The sequence below is a fragment of the Agromyces binzhouensis genome (assembly GCF_042672355.1).
GTDB lineage: Bacteria > Actinomycetota > Actinomycetes > Actinomycetales > Microbacteriaceae > Agromyces > Agromyces binzhouensis.
This window is the reverse complement of record NZ_JBHXVJ010000005.1, coordinates 12432-25467: the sequence shown is the minus strand read 5'-3', so window position 1 is coordinate 25467 and position 13036 is coordinate 12432. Positions and strand designations below refer to the sequence as shown.

The window sequence follows — 13036 nt, the reverse complement described above, 5'->3', positions numbered from 1 at the left end:
CGATCGGCCGGCGCCTGCGGACTCAGCGCCGCCGCCGCGAGTGCGCGGCCCGCCCGTTCGTGCCGCCGACCTCGACGAGCACGCCGAGCAACCGCTCGGCGGAGGCGCCCCAGGTGAACCGGCGCGCGACGTCGACGGATGCCTCGGACCGCCGTTCCCACTCCCCGGGCGCGTCGAGCGAGGCGATCGCGCGAGCCGCGGCATCCGCATCGTCGACGGCGAAGTAGGTCGCCGCCTCGCCGCCGATCTCGCGGAAGATCGGGATGTCGCTCACGACGACGGGCGTGCCGAGCCGCATCGCCTCGACGAGCGGGATGCCGAAGCCCTCGGCCTTCGACGCCGTGACGAGCGCCGTCGCCCCGGAGAGCACTCGCGCGTACTCCTCGTCGGTCGCTCCGTCGTGGAACACGAGTCGCGCCTCGGGCGCCATGCGGGTCAGCCTCCGCCGCTGCTCGTCGGAGACGCGGCTCATGAGGTGCAGTTCGTGGTCGGGCAGCTGCGACACCGCGCGCACGAGCGTCTCGACGCCCTTGTACGACATGAACGAGCCCATGTAGACCAGCCGGCCGCCCTCGGGACGGGCGCGCGGCAGCCGTGGCGTGCCGATCTCGTCGGCGGCGTTCTGGACGACCGTGAGCGGTCGCTTCGTGAGGCGGTGCTTCCGGATGAGGCCTGCGCTCGTCTCGGACACCGTCACGACCGCGTCCGCGCGGTTCAGGAGCATCCGCTGCGGCCACCACATCAGGTGGTACAGCCGCCACAGCACCCGCACGAAGGCCGGCAGGTCGCGCGGCGGGGTGCGGTTCTCGTAGTAGATCAGGTCGTGCAGCGTCAGCACCAGGCCGTAGTCGCGCCCCCACGAACCCATGGTCTGCATGGGCGAGAAGACGACGTCGGGCCGGAGCTTGCGCACCTGGCGGGCGACCCACGGCTCGCGCACGCTCGTCGGCCCGCTCACGATCTCCCACGGCAGCGGGGGCAGCTTGTCGAGCTGCCGGTGGTCGCTGATCAGCATGGTGAGCGGATGCCGCTCGGCGAGTTCGGCGACGATGCCCGCCGTGAACCGGCTGATGCCGTCGTGGTGGTCGATCCGGACGTACCGGCAGTCGACGACGAGCCTCACGCCCGCTCCCCCTCGACGAACACACGGATGTGTCCCGCCGCCTCGCCGGGCGTCTCGTAGTGGATCAGGTGGCCGACGTCGGGGATGACGGCGAGCGTCGCGTCCTCGAAGAGCGGCCGCAGCCGGTACTGGGCCTCGAGCGGCGTGACGTCGTCCTCCTCTGCGACGACGAGCAGGGTGGGAGTGGAGATCGCGGGTGCGTACTCGCGCACGTCGTGACCGACGGACGCCTCGAACGCCTGGAGGACGGCGTCGCGGTCGTCGAACGCGGAGAAGTACCGGTCGTGCTGGTCGTGGATGAAGCGTCGCAGCTCCGGATCGCGGGTCTTGGCCATCGTGACGCTCATGACCCGCACGATCGCGCCGTTGCGGAGCAGTGCGAAGCCGGCGCGTTCGGGGAGGGCCGCGGCGGCCCGGTAGTAGCCGACGGCGAGCCTCGTCATGATCGCGCGGGGCCCCTCGAGCGCGGGCGCCCCGATCGGGTTGAGCAGGATGAGACGGTCGGGCGCGAGGCCGGATGCCACCGCGGCGCTCGTGACGATCGAGCCGAACGAGTGGCCGAGCAGGGTCCATTCGCCGGCGTGCGGCGCGGCATCCGCCACGCCCGTCTCGTCGACGAAGGCGACGAGCCAGTCGGCGTACGCATCGATGTCGTGCGGTCGGTCGGCGAACGTCGACGACGCGCCGAACCCGGGCAGGTCGGGGATGATCACGCGGTATCCGGGGAGCTTCGCCACGATCGGCTCGAGGCCGTGGTGGTCTCCGCGGAAGCCGTGCACCGCGACGATGACGGGGCCGTCCTCCGGTCCGTACTCCCACCATGCGGTCTCGCTGCCCCGGACGAGGGCACGGTGCTCGCGGACGGGGATCCGCGCGAGGTCGACGGCGTACGGTGAGGCGATCATCCCCAGCATCCTACGGCGCGTCACCTGGGCACTGTCGGAGGCCGCCGATACCGTGACCGGCATGGAGCCCTCCCCCGTCGCATCCTGGGCCGACACCCTCGCGGTGTTCGACCTCGAGACCACCGGCATCGACATCGACACGTGCCGCATCGTCACCGCCCACGTCGGCGTGATCGGGGCCGACGGGGCCGTGCTCGAGCAGCGCCAGTGGCTCGTCGACCCCGGTGTCGAGATCCCGACGGCGGCCACGCTCATCCACGGCGTGACGACCGAGCGGGCGCGACTCGAGGGGCGGCCCGCCGCGCAGGCGGTCGCCGAGATCATCGATGCGCTGCGGGATGCCGCGGGCCGCGGTTACCCGATCGTCGCCTACAACGCCGCATACGACCTGTCCGTGCTGCACCGCGAGGCCGAGCGCTACGCGCACGATGCGTTCCGGGGCCCGGGCTTCGTGATCGACCCGCTCGTGATCGACAAGGCCGTCGACCGCTTCCGGCGCGGCAAGCGGACGCTCACGGCGGCCTGCGAGCACTACGGGGTCGAACTCACCGCGGCGCACGACGCGGGCGCCGACGCGATCGCGGCGGGCCGGGTCGCCCAGGCCATCGCCCGTTCGTTCCCCGAGGTCGCGGCGACGACGATCGCCGAGCTCCACGCCAGCCAGGTCGACTGGTCGCGCGAGCAGGCCGAGAGCTACCAGGAGTGGCGGCGGATGAACGGCGAGCCCGAGTTCACCACGTCCGGGGCCTGGCCGCTCCGCTGAATCCGGGCCGGAAGTCCGTCGCGCCGCAGCGCCCGAGGTGGGAGTCTTGAGCCATGGCGGAACGACTCCCCGAACGCCCAGCGACCGACGCGCTCGTCGAGTCGAGCGCCCTCTGGATCCTGGGCGACAGCCCGCCCGGCTTCCTCGTCGACGCGGCCGTCGAGGCCACCGTCGCCGGGCTCGACTCTCCCGCGCTGCACGAGCTCGCCGGCATGTCCGACGCGGACTCGCCGTGGGACCTCCGGGAGGCACTCGGACGTGCGCTCTCCGAACTCGGGACCGCCGTGCCCGACCCGCGGGACCCGACCACGCTGCGGCTCGCGCTCCGCGAGCTCGCCGCGCAGTTCCTGCACGAGCGCATCTCGATCCGCGAGCTCGTCGACCGCGCGCGCTCGGTGATCGACGAAGGCACGGGCACGCCCCACGAGGCCGCGGCACTGCTCGCCGCGGGCGAGGCGCTCGATGCCGGGCGCATCACCGCGCATCAGGCGCAGCTCGACGCGCTCGATTGGGCCGCGGAGCTCACCCGGGCATGACGAAGGGGCGGGTGACCGGAGTCGCCCGCCCCTGTCGTGGAGCGTCTTACGCGCCGAAGCCCTTGAAGCGCTTGTTGAACTTCTCGACGCGACCCGCCGAGTCCATGATGCGCTGCTTGCCCGTGTAGAACGGGTGCGAGGCCGACGAGATCTCGACGTCGATCACCGGGTAGGTCTCGCCGTCGAGCTCGATGGTCTTGTCGCTCGTGACCGTCGAGCGGGTGAGGAACGTCTCGCCCGAGGCGAGGTCGCGGAAGACGACGGCGTTGTACTCGGGGTGGATGTCGGTCTTCATGAGAATCCTTGCTTGATCGGATGTTGGGGTCATCCCGCCTCGAGGGCAGGGAAGTACGTCGGCCTTTGGCCAAAACATGATTCTAGCAGAGACGGGCCTCTCGGTGCGTCACCGTGCGGCGCGTGCCGTGTAGCGGCCGTCGCGCTCGCTGAGCTCGATCGGCATGCCGAAGGTGTCGCTGAGCGTCTCGGACGTGAGCGCCTCGGCGATCGGTCCCGCCGAGCGGATCCCGCCGTCGGCGAGGAGCAGGGCGTGCGTGAAGCCCTCCGGGATCTCCTCGACGTGGTGGGTCACCATGACGATCGCGGGCGACGACTTCGAGGACGCATAGCCGCCGAGGAGTGCGACGAGCTCCTCGCGAGCGCCGAGGTCGAGGCTCGCCGCCGGCTCGTCGAGCAGCAGCAGCTCGGGATCGGTCATGACCGAACGCGCGATCTGCACCCGCTTCTGCTCACCGTCGGAGAGGCTGCCGAAGCGGCGCTCCGCGAAGCCGTCGAGGCCCCATTCCTTGAGCACGCGCTGCGCACGACGGTCGTCGATCGACTCGTACTCCTCGTTCCATCGGCCGGTGACCGAGTACGCCGCGGTGAGCACGGTGTCGAGCACGCTCTCGTTCCGCGGGATGAGCCGGGCCATCGCCGTCGAGGCGAACCCGATCATCGGGCGAAGCTCGAACACGTCGACCTTGCCGAGCGCCTCCTGCAGCACCTCCACCGAGCCGCGCGTGGGGTGCATCGCGGCCGCGGCGATCTGGAGCAGCGTGGTCTTGCCCGCGCCGTTCGGCCCGAGGACCACCCAGCGCTCGTCCGAGGCCACGTTCCAGTCGATGTCGTCGAGGATCGTGTTGCCATCGCGAATCACCGACACATGCTGGAACTGCAGAACCGTAGACGCCATGGTCTCCAGCCTAGTGGGACCCGGCGGACGGACCCGCGCACGCGGCACCCCTCAGCGGCCCGCCAGGACGCGCTCGTAGAGCGCCCGCGTCTCGGCCGCGATCGCGTCCCACGCGAAGTGCTGCTCCGCGCGCCGTCGGCCCGCCGCGCCCATCTCGCGCGCGCGGTCGGGATCGGCGACCACGCGTTCGAGCGCAGCGGCGAGATCGGCGACGAACCGGTCGGGATCGAGCGGCGTGCCGGTGCCGTCGTCGTGCTGCTCGATGGGCACGAGCACGCCCGTGACGCCGTCGTCGACGACCTCGGGGATGCCGCCCGTCGCCGTGCCGACGACCGCGGCGCCGCACGCCATCGCCTCGAGGTTCACGATGCCGAGCGGCTCGTACACCGAGGGGCAGACGAAGCAGGTCGCCGCGGTGAGGAGCGCCGTGAGCTCGTTCCTCGGCAGGTGCCGGTCGATCCAGACCACGCCCTGGCGCGTCTCGGCGAGTTCGTCGACGAGCCCAGAGACCTCGGCCATGATCTCCGGGGTGTCGGGCGCCCCGGCGCACAGCACGAGCTGCACGTCGTCGGGCAGGGATCGCGCCGCGCGCAGCAGGTACGGCAGGCCCTTCTGCCGCGTGATCCGGCCGACGAACACGATCGACGGGCGGTCGGGGTCGAGCCCGAGCGATCGCGCCAGGTCGGGGTCGTCGTTGGGGCGCCAGTCGGCGAGGTCGATGCCGTTGTACACGACCGAGACCTTCGCCGGGTCGATGTCGGGGTACGAGCGCAGGATGTCGCGCCGCATCCCGTCGCTCACGGCGATCACGGCGTCCGCGTCCTCGAACGAGGCGCGCTCGACCCAGCTCGAGACGCGGTAGCCCCCGCCGAGCTGTTCGGCCTTCCACGGGCGGAGCGGCTCGAGGCTGTGGGCGGTGACGACATGCGGGATGCCGTGCAGCGCCTTGGCGGTGAAGCCCGCGAAGTTCGCGTACCAGGTGTGCGAGTGAACGAGGTCGGCGCCCGAGGCATCCTGCGCCATCAGGAGGTCGACCCCCATGGTCGACAGCGCGGCGTTCGCGCCCGCGAACTCCGCCGGCGTCGGGTACGCCGTCGTCCCGGGCTCCTCGCGCGGAGCGCCGAAGCACCGCACCCGCACGTCGATGTCGCGGCGGAGCGCGCGGACGAGCTCGGCGACGTGCACGCCGGCTCCACCGTAGATCTCGGGCGGGTATTCGCGCGTGAGCAGGTCGACTCGCATGCGGCCACGTTAGTCCGAACCGGTCGCACGCCGTCAAGAGTTGCGGTCACGCGCCGTCAACCACCTGTCGTCGGCGGCGTCCTGCTGACTACGCTGGGCACATGGCTACGCGGAAGATCTTCGGAATCGTGCTCGCGGGCGGCGAAGGCAAGCGCCTCATGCCCTTGACCGAGGACCGCGCCAAGCCCGCGGTGCCGTTCGCGGGCCAGTACCGCCTGATCGACTTCGCGCTGTCGAACCTGATCAATTCGGGACTTCAGCAGATCGTGGTGCTCACCCAGTACAAGTCGCACAGCCTCGACCGGCACGTCTCGCAGACCTGGCGCCTCGACGGCATGCTGGGCTCCTACGTGGCATCCGTGCCGGCGCAGCAGCGCCTCGGCAAGCGGTGGTTCTCGGGGTCGGCCGACGCGATCCTGCAGAGCCTCAACCTGATCTACGACGAGCAGCCCGACATCATCGTCGTCGTCGGCGCCGACCACGTCTACCGCATGGACTTCAGCCAGATGATCCAGGCGCACATCGACTCGGGCGCCGAGGCGACGGTCGCCGCCATCCGCCAGCCGATCTCGCTCGCCAACCAGTTCGGCGTCATCGAGGTCGACGCGAATTCGCCGGATCGCATCCACCGCTTCCTCGAGAAGCCGAGCGACCCCGACGGGCTGCCCGACTCGCCGGGCGAGGTGTTCGCCTCGATGGGCAACTACGTGTTCAACGCCGACGCGCTGATCGACGCCGTGCTGCAGGACGGCGAGCGGACCGACTCCAGCCACGACATGGGCGGCGACATCATCCCCGCCTTCGTGTCCCAGGGCAAGGCGGGCGTCTACGACCTCAAGGGCAACGAGGTGCCCGGCTCGACCGACCGGGACCGCTACTACTGGCGCGACGTGGGGACGATCGACTCCTTCTTCGAAGCCCACCAGGACCTCATCTCGGTGCTGCCCGTCTTCAACCTGTACAACCAGGAGTGGCCGATCTTCAGCCAGCAGGTCAACTCGCCTCCCGCGAAGTTCACGCGCGATGCGCGCGGCTCGCTCGGCACCGTGATCGACTCGATCGTCTCGCTCGGCTCGGTCATCTCGGGCGCGCACGTCGAGCGCAGCGTCCTCGGTCCGTGGGCGATCGTCGGCTCGGGCGCGAACGTGTCCGACTCGATCCTGTTCGACCGTGCCCGCATCGAGGCCGGGGCGACGGTGCGACGTGCCATCCTCGACAAGGAGGTCGTCGTCGAGGCCGGTGCGCACATCGGCGTCGACCGAGCCGAGGACCGCGCGCGCGGCTTCGTCGTCACCGACAGCGGCATCACCGTCGTGGGCAAGGGGTCCCACGTGCGGAAGCACGCGTGAGCCACGGCACCACCGGCCGCTCCGGCGGCCTCCTCGTCGTGCTCGACGCCGATTCGACCCTGATCCGCGAGGAGGCCATCGAGCTGCTCGCCGAAGCCGCGGGAAGCCTCGAGCACGTGGCGGCCGTGACCGAGCGCGCGATGCGCGGCGAACTCGACTTCGCCGCGAGCCTGCGCGAGCGGGTCGCGACCCTCGCCGGCCTGCCGGTCACCGACGTGCTCGCGGCGCGCGCGCGGCTCACGCCCACGGCGGGCGTGGAGGAACTCATCAGCGGGGTGCACGCCGCCGGCGGTCGCATCGGCGTGGTCTCCGGGGGATTCCACGAGCTGCTCGACCCGCTCGCCGAGCGTCTCGGGCTCGACTTCTGCCGCGCGAACCGACTCGAGGTCGAGGGCGACCGGCTCACCGGTCGGGTGCTCGGCGACATCGTCGACGCGGAGGCGAAGCGGCGCGCGCTCGAGGAGTGGTCGGCAGCCTCCGGCACGCCGCTCACGCGCACGATCGCGGTCGGCGACGGGGCGAACGACCTGCGGATGCTCGAACGCGCCGCGCTCGGCGTCGCGTTCTGCGCGAAGCCGGTCGTGCGGGCTCAGGCGGATGTCGCGATCGACCGGGTGGACCTCAGCGGCGTGCTCGCACTCGCGGGACTGCGCGGCTGATCCCGTTCGTCGCTCGCGGCTGGGAGTCGCGTGCGAACCCGTCGCGGTCAGCACCGGTCGGGCCTAGCCTGACGTCATGGACAGCCGCATCGTCGCACGTTCGTCCGCCGTGGGCGCGTTCGCCGCGCTCCTCGTCGCCTCGGTCGCGTCGCCGGCCGCCGCGATCCCCCCGTCGTCGGCCGGCGGTGGTGCGGTCGAATCGGTCATCGAACTGCCGGACGGATTCCAACCGGAGGGCATCGCGATCGCGCCGGGCGGCACCGCCTACTTCGGCTCCCTCGCCGACGGCGACATCTACGCCGCCGACCTGCGGAGCGGCGAGGGCGAGGTGGTCAGCGAGGGTCCGGGCACCCCGTCCGTCGGCCTCGACCTCGACGCCATGGGCCGCCTCTTCGTCTCTGGCGGCGATGCCGGCGATGCGCGCGTGATCGACCCGGCCACCGGCGCGGTGCTCGCGTCCTACCAGCTCGCAGACGGCTCGGGATTCATCAACGACGTCATCGTGACCCGGGATGCCGCGTGGTTCACCAACAGTTTCGCCGCTGAGCTCTACCGGCTCCCGCTCGGCCCCGGCGGAGCGCTGCCGGAGCCCTCCGAGGTCGAGACCGTTCCGCTCGGTGGCGAGTGGGTGCAGCAGGGCTTCTTCAACGCCAACGGCATCGTCGCCGCGCCCGACGGGAAGGCGCTGCTCGTGATCCAGAGCTCGACCGCGACGCTCTACCAGGTGGACCCGGCGACCGGAGACGCGACCGCCGTCGACCTGGGCGGGGCGAGCCTGCCCAACGGCGACGGGATGCTCGTGATGGGCCGCACGCTCTACGTGGTGCAGAACCAGCTCAACCAGGTGGCGGAGATCCGGCTCGACCCGTCCGGCACCGCCGGGGAGGTGGTCGACACGCTCACGAGCACCGACTTCGACGTGCCCACGACAGTGGACTCGTTCGGGAACGGCCTCTACCTGCCCAACGCGCGGTTCGGCACGCCGCCGACGCCGACGACCACCTACGACGCGATCCGGATCGATCGCTGACGGTCACGGCGCGATCGGCGCCGGGGACGTGGCATCCGCCTCGCTCAGTGCCCCATGCCGAGGCCGCCGTCGACCGGGATGACGGCGCCGGAGATGTAGCCGGCGTCGTCGCCCGCGACCCATGCGACGACCTTCGCGACCTCGGACGGGGTCGCGAACCGGCCGGCCGGGATGCTCTTGCGGTACTCGGCCTGCTGCGCCTCCGGGAGCGCGTCGGTCATGTCGGTCTCGATGAAGCCCGGCGCCACGACGTTCGCGGTGATTCCCCGCGCGCCGAGCTCGCGCGTGATCGAACGCGCCATGCCGACCAGCGCGGCCTTGGACGACGAGTAGTTGACCTGCCCGGCGCCGCCGTAGAGCCCGACGACGCTCGAGATGAGCACGATGCGGCCGAAGCGGGCCTTCAGCATGCCCTTCGACGCGCGCTTGACGACGCGGAACGCCCCCGTCAGGTTCGTGTCGACGACGCTCGTGAACTCCTCCTCGCTCATGCGCATGAGGAGCGTGTCGCGCGTGATGCCCGCGTTCGCGACCACGACGTCGACCGCGCCGAGCTCGGCCTCGATCTCACCGAAGGCCCGGTCGATCGACTCGGCGTCGGTCACGTCGGCGCGGACCGTGAGCGTGCCCGCGGGGCCCTCTCCGGAGCGGGCGGTCACGGCGACGCGGTGACCCTGCGCCACGAACTCCTCGGCGATCGCGTAGCCGATCCCCCGGTTGCCTCCGGTCACCAGCACCGTGCGGCTCGTGGTCATGGCGGGACTCCGTCTCTCTCGGGGGTTGTGCGGGCGAGCGCGCCGAATCCGACGCGGGTGGGCCGATGGGTCCGCGACGGGGGCCGCGCGACCCGTCCCAGCATAGAGCTTGCCGAGTACGCGGCATCCGTCGACCGGAGCGGACGTAGGCTTGAGGTGAGGAGCGCCGCAGTCCACGGCGACCACCATGAAGCACCCACCCCTGCAGTCGATCACGTCGCTGCCTCCGTCGCCTGAGGAGGAACGCCGTTCGCGCATGATCAAGTACACGGTCATGATGTCGATCCGTGTCGTCTGCATCATCGCGCTGCTCTTCGTCCAGGGCTGGTGGCTGCTCGTCTTCGCGCTCGGCGCGGTGTTCCTGCCGTACTTCGCGGTCGTCGTCGCGAACGTGGCGACGACGCGGCGCTCCGACGTCGAGAGCCCGGGCGGGCTCGTGCCGTTGCCCCGTGCCGACGGCGGTACCGACTGGACGACGACGGACGCCGCGGACGCTCCCGGGCCCGCCGCCGGTGATGACGCCGCTCCCGCGGCCGACGCCGCCACCGACCACCCCGGCGACGATCGGGAGGGCGACCGGTGATCGGCCTCTCCTCGGCCGCCCCGCAGGGCGGCTGCTCCCGCGCGGGGTGCCGCGAGCCTGCGACATGGCGCATCGACTGGCGCAACCCGAAGATCCACGCCGAGGACCGCGTGAAGACGTGGCTCGCGTGCGACGAGCACGTCGAGTACCTGCGCGAGTTCCTCGCGTCGCGCTCGTTCCCCGTGCGGGTCGAGGCGTTCGAGGCGACGGATGCCGCGCCCGCGGCGCCGCTCCGCCGTGACGCCGTCCCGGGCGGTGAGGGCGCGTGAGCCGCTGGCGGTTCCTCGCATCGCCCCGCTGGGCGGGCTACCTCGCGCTCGTCATCGTGTTCGCGATCGCCTGCTCGGCACTCGGCACCTGGCAGCTCAACCGTCGCGCCGAGGCGCTCGCCGAGGTCGCGCGCATCGACGCGAACTACGACGCCCAGCCGGTGCCGCTCGCCGAGGCGCTCCCCGGGCGCGACGACTTCGACATCGACCAGCGGTGGCAGGTCGTCGCCGCCACGGGCGAGTACCTCGCGTCCGAGGAGGTCGTGGTCCGCAACCGACCCTTCGGCGGCAGCACCGGCTTCGAGGTGATCACGCCGTTCCTGCTCACGGACGGCACGGTGTTCATGGTCGATCGCGGCTGGATCCCGCAGGACTCCGACGGCCGGCCGTCGGTCGTCGCGCCACCGCCCGCGGGCGAGGTGGAGATCACCGCGCGCCTCAAGGCCGGCGAGGGGCGGATCGCCGGCCGGACGTCGTCGGGCGCCGAACTGGCGACGATCGACCTCGACGAGCTCGCCGAACGGGTCGACGCTCCCGCCTACACGGGCGCCTACGGCATCCTCATCCAGTCCGGCGCCACTGCGGGCGAGCCGCCGGTGGCGCTCCCCCGCCCGGTCCGCGACGAGGGCCCGCACCTGTCGTACGCGCTGCAGTGGTTCGTGTTCGCGCTGCTCGCGTTCATCGCGCTGGCCTGGTTCGCGAACCAGGAGCGCAAGGTGCTCGAGTCGGATGCCGCGGGCGGCGATTCGTCGCCTCCGGACGGCGGTCGCGTGGCCCACGATCGGCCATCCTCCGCCGCCCCACGGACCGGCCGGTCGAGTCAACCGGTCGAGCGGCGGTCGCGCCCGGCGAAGGCGGATCGACGACGGTCGGACTCCGACGTCGAGGACGAGATCCTCGATCGCCGCTAGGGCACCTCCGGGAGGCATCCGGACGCTCTTCGTGCACGGCGCGACCGACCTCGGTGACGGACGCCGGTCTCGTGTGCGAGCCTAGGCATGCTCGGCACACCGACGGAGGACGGGCTCGATGCGACGACTGCACTACGGCATGAACGTCTCCCTGGACGGCTACATCGCCACGCCCGGCGGAGACCACGACTGGAGCGAGCCGAGCGACGAGCTGTTCCAGTGGTGGCTCGACGAGGAGAAGGCGATCAGCCTGTTCCTGTACGGGCGCCGCCTGTGGGAGACCATGAACGGCTACTGGCCCACCGGCGATCAGCAGCCGGGCGCGACTCCGGCGGAGATCGAATTCGCGCGGAACTGGCGGGACACGCCGAAGCTCGTGTTCTCCTCGACGATCGCCGAGGTCGACGGCAACGCCCGCCTGGTGACCGGCGACGCGGTCGCGGAGATCGCCCGGCTCAAGGGCGAGGACGGTGGGCCGATGAGGGTCGGCGGCGCAGGGATCGCCGCGGCGACGATGCGGTCGGGCCTGATCGACGAGTATGCCATCGTCACCCATCCGGTCCTGCTGGGCGGCGGCACGCCGTTCTTCACCGCGCTCGACGACCGGGTGAACCTGGACCTGGTCGAGACGCGGACGTTCCCCGGCGGCGTGGTCCTGACCAGATACGAGACGAGGCGCTGAGCGCAGCTCCGCTGTGACGAGGGCGACGTCGACCGTTCGGGCACGCACCCGGGCTATGCCCGGGCGTCGGCCGCTCGGGCGCCGCGCAGGATCGACGTCATCGTCTTCCCGCGGGCGACCTCGTCCACCAGCTTGTCCATGTAGCGGATCTTCTGCATGAGCGGGTCCTCGATCTCCTCGACGCGGACGCCGCAGATCACGCCCGTGATGAGCGCGGCGTTCGGGTTGAGGGCGGGGGCATCCGCGAAGAACGCCTCGAGGGTGCGCCCGTCCGCGATCGCCTCGGCGAGGCCCGCGTCGTCGTACCCCGTGAGCCAGGTGATGACCTGATCGAGCTCCGCCCGGGACCGGCCCTTCCGCTCGACCTTCTGCACGTAGAGCGGGTGGATGCTGCCGAAGCTCATCCCGAAGATCCGATGTCCGGCCACGCGTCCTCCGATCGAAGTCACCCTCCCTCGAGCCTACGCGGAGGAGGTCGGCCGCGCGTCACTCCCCCTCCCGGCACGGAACGGGGATGATGGGTCCATGCCCGCTGCCCACCGCCCCGGCCTTCGGGTCGACTCACGGCTGACGATCCCCGAGGCCGAGCTGACGTGGCGCTTCTCGCGGTCGTCCGGTCCCGGTGGGCAGGGCGTGAACACCACCGACTCCCGGGCGGAACTCGTGTGGGACGTGGCCGGCTCGGGCGCCCTCACCCCCGTGCAGCGGGAGCGACTCCTGGAGCGTCTGAGCGGCCGCGTCGTCGACGGCGTGCTGACCGTCACGGCCTCCGAGCACCGCGCGCAACTGCACAACAGGAACGCCGCCCGCGCTCGGCTGGCCGCCGTGGTGGCCGAGGCCCTGCGGCCGCCGTCACCGTCGCGGCGACCGACCCGTCCGAGTCGCGGTTCCGAGGAGCGGCGCCTGAAGGCGAAGAAGCGGCGCACCGACGTCAAGCGACTGCGGCGCCCGCCGGACGACTGACCACCGAGGTGGCCGCCGTGGGTTGCGGCCCATCCGCAGCACTCGGAGACTGATCTCGCACCACGACGCGGGCC

At 71.6% G+C, this 13036-nt stretch carries 17 protein-coding genes; 10 read left to right on the top strand and 7 right to left on the bottom strand.

The features are described from left to right. Nucleotides 1-22: 22 nt before the first annotated feature. The gene (locus ACFVHK_RS09680; protein ID WP_376928637.1) at nt 23-1123 is read right to left on the bottom strand and encodes a glycosyltransferase family 4 protein; all 1101 of its coding nucleotides are present in this window, start codon (nt 1121-1123) and stop codon (nt 23-25) included. Next, the gene (locus ACFVHK_RS09675; protein ID WP_376928636.1) at nt 1120-2028 is read right to left on the bottom strand and encodes an alpha/beta fold hydrolase; all 909 of its coding nucleotides are present in this window, start codon (nt 2026-2028) and stop codon (nt 1120-1122) included. Before ACFVHK_RS09675 ends, ACFVHK_RS09680 begins: the two co-directional genes overlap by 4 nt. A 61-nt stretch (nt 2029-2089) precedes the next feature. Between ACFVHK_RS09675 and ACFVHK_RS09670 the strand changes: the two genes are divergently transcribed. Further along, nucleotides 2090-2791, top strand: coding sequence for an exonuclease domain-containing protein (locus ACFVHK_RS09670; RefSeq protein WP_376928635.1), 702 nt, complete (start codon nt 2090-2092; stop codon nt 2789-2791). A 53-nt stretch (nt 2792-2844) separates the two neighbouring features. Continuing rightward, nucleotides 2845-3327, top strand: a complete 483-nt coding sequence (locus ACFVHK_RS09665) for a hypothetical protein (protein ID WP_376928634.1) — start codon at nt 2845-2847, stop codon at nt 3325-3327. A 46-nt stretch (nt 3328-3373) separates the two neighbouring features. On the opposite strand, the gene ACFVHK_RS09660 is transcribed toward ACFVHK_RS09665, so the two are convergent. The 3 genes from ACFVHK_RS09660 to glgA form a co-directional block, all read right to left on the bottom strand. After that, nucleotides 3374-3622: a type B 50S ribosomal protein L31 gene (locus ACFVHK_RS09660; RefSeq protein WP_129233276.1), complete on the bottom strand. Its 249-nt coding sequence runs from the start codon at nt 3620-3622 to the stop codon at nt 3374-3376. Between the two features lie 108 nt (nt 3623-3730). After that, entirely contained in the window at nt 3731-4519 is a 789-nt protein-coding gene (locus ACFVHK_RS09655; protein ID WP_129233277.1) for an ABC transporter ATP-binding protein, read from the bottom strand. A gap of 51 nt (nt 4520-4570) precedes the next feature. Then, the gene (gene glgA, locus ACFVHK_RS09650; RefSeq protein WP_376928633.1) at nt 4571-5761 is read right to left on the bottom strand and encodes a glycogen synthase; all 1191 of its coding nucleotides are present in this window, start codon (nt 5759-5761) and stop codon (nt 4571-4573) included. A 101-nt stretch (nt 5762-5862) separates the two neighbouring features. Here glgA and glgC point away from each other — a divergent pair, with 101 nt between their 5' ends. From glgC to ACFVHK_RS09635, 3 genes are all read left to right on the top strand, one after another. After that, complete coding sequence (glgC, locus tag ACFVHK_RS09645) at nt 5863-7110, top strand: glucose-1-phosphate adenylyltransferase (RefSeq protein WP_129233279.1); 1248 nt, start codon at nt 5863-5865, stop codon at nt 7108-7110. Then, the gene (serB, locus tag ACFVHK_RS09640; protein ID WP_376928632.1) at nt 7107-7769 is read left to right on the top strand and encodes a phosphoserine phosphatase SerB; all 663 of its coding nucleotides are present in this window, start codon (nt 7107-7109) and stop codon (nt 7767-7769) included. The genes glgC and serB overlap by 4 nt, the downstream gene beginning before the upstream one ends. 76 nt (nt 7770-7845) lie before the next feature. After that, nucleotides 7846-8799: an SMP-30/gluconolactonase/LRE family protein gene (locus ACFVHK_RS09635; protein WP_376928631.1), complete on the top strand. Its 954-nt coding sequence runs from the start codon at nt 7846-7848 to the stop codon at nt 8797-8799. A 44-nt stretch (nt 8800-8843) separates the two neighbouring features. Here ACFVHK_RS09635 and ACFVHK_RS09630 read toward each other — a convergent pair whose 3' ends face one another. Beyond that, a complete protein-coding gene (locus ACFVHK_RS09630; RefSeq protein WP_376928630.1) occupies nt 8844-9554 on the bottom strand; it encodes a beta-ketoacyl-ACP reductase in 711 nt (236 codons plus the stop codon). 187 nt (nt 9555-9741) lie between these two features. Here ACFVHK_RS09630 and ACFVHK_RS09625 point away from each other — a divergent pair, with 187 nt between their 5' ends. From ACFVHK_RS09625 to ACFVHK_RS09610, 4 genes are all read left to right on the top strand, one after another. Then, the gene (locus tag ACFVHK_RS09625) at nt 9742-10137 is read left to right on the top strand and encodes a DUF3099 domain-containing protein (RefSeq protein ID WP_376928629.1); all 396 of its coding nucleotides are present in this window, start codon (nt 9742-9744) and stop codon (nt 10135-10137) included. Beyond that, nucleotides 10134-10406 (top strand): hypothetical protein, encoded by a 273-nt coding sequence (locus ACFVHK_RS09620; RefSeq protein ID WP_376928628.1) that lies wholly within the window; start codon nt 10134-10136, stop codon nt 10404-10406. Before ACFVHK_RS09625 ends, ACFVHK_RS09620 begins: the two co-directional genes overlap by 4 nt. Next, a complete protein-coding gene (locus ACFVHK_RS09615; RefSeq protein ID WP_376928627.1) occupies nt 10403-11317 on the top strand; it encodes an SURF1 family cytochrome oxidase biogenesis protein in 915 nt (304 codons plus the stop codon). Before ACFVHK_RS09620 ends, ACFVHK_RS09615 begins: the two co-directional genes overlap by 4 nt. A gap of 118 nt (nt 11318-11435) precedes the next feature. After that, complete coding sequence (locus tag ACFVHK_RS09610) at nt 11436-11999, top strand: dihydrofolate reductase family protein (protein ID WP_376928626.1); 564 nt, start codon at nt 11436-11438, stop codon at nt 11997-11999. Nucleotides 12000-12052: 53 nt separating this feature from the next. On the opposite strand, the gene ACFVHK_RS09605 is transcribed toward ACFVHK_RS09610, so the two are convergent. Then, nucleotides 12053-12403: a DUF2200 domain-containing protein gene (locus ACFVHK_RS09605; protein ID WP_376928625.1), complete on the bottom strand. Its 351-nt coding sequence runs from the start codon at nt 12401-12403 to the stop codon at nt 12053-12055. A gap of 121 nt (nt 12404-12524) precedes the next feature. On the opposite strand from ACFVHK_RS09605, the gene arfB reads away from it, so the two are divergent. Further along, nucleotides 12525-12962, top strand: a complete 438-nt coding sequence (gene arfB, locus ACFVHK_RS09600) for an alternative ribosome rescue aminoacyl-tRNA hydrolase ArfB (RefSeq protein ID WP_376928624.1) — start codon at nt 12525-12527, stop codon at nt 12960-12962. Nucleotides 12963-13036 lie beyond the last annotated feature (74 nt).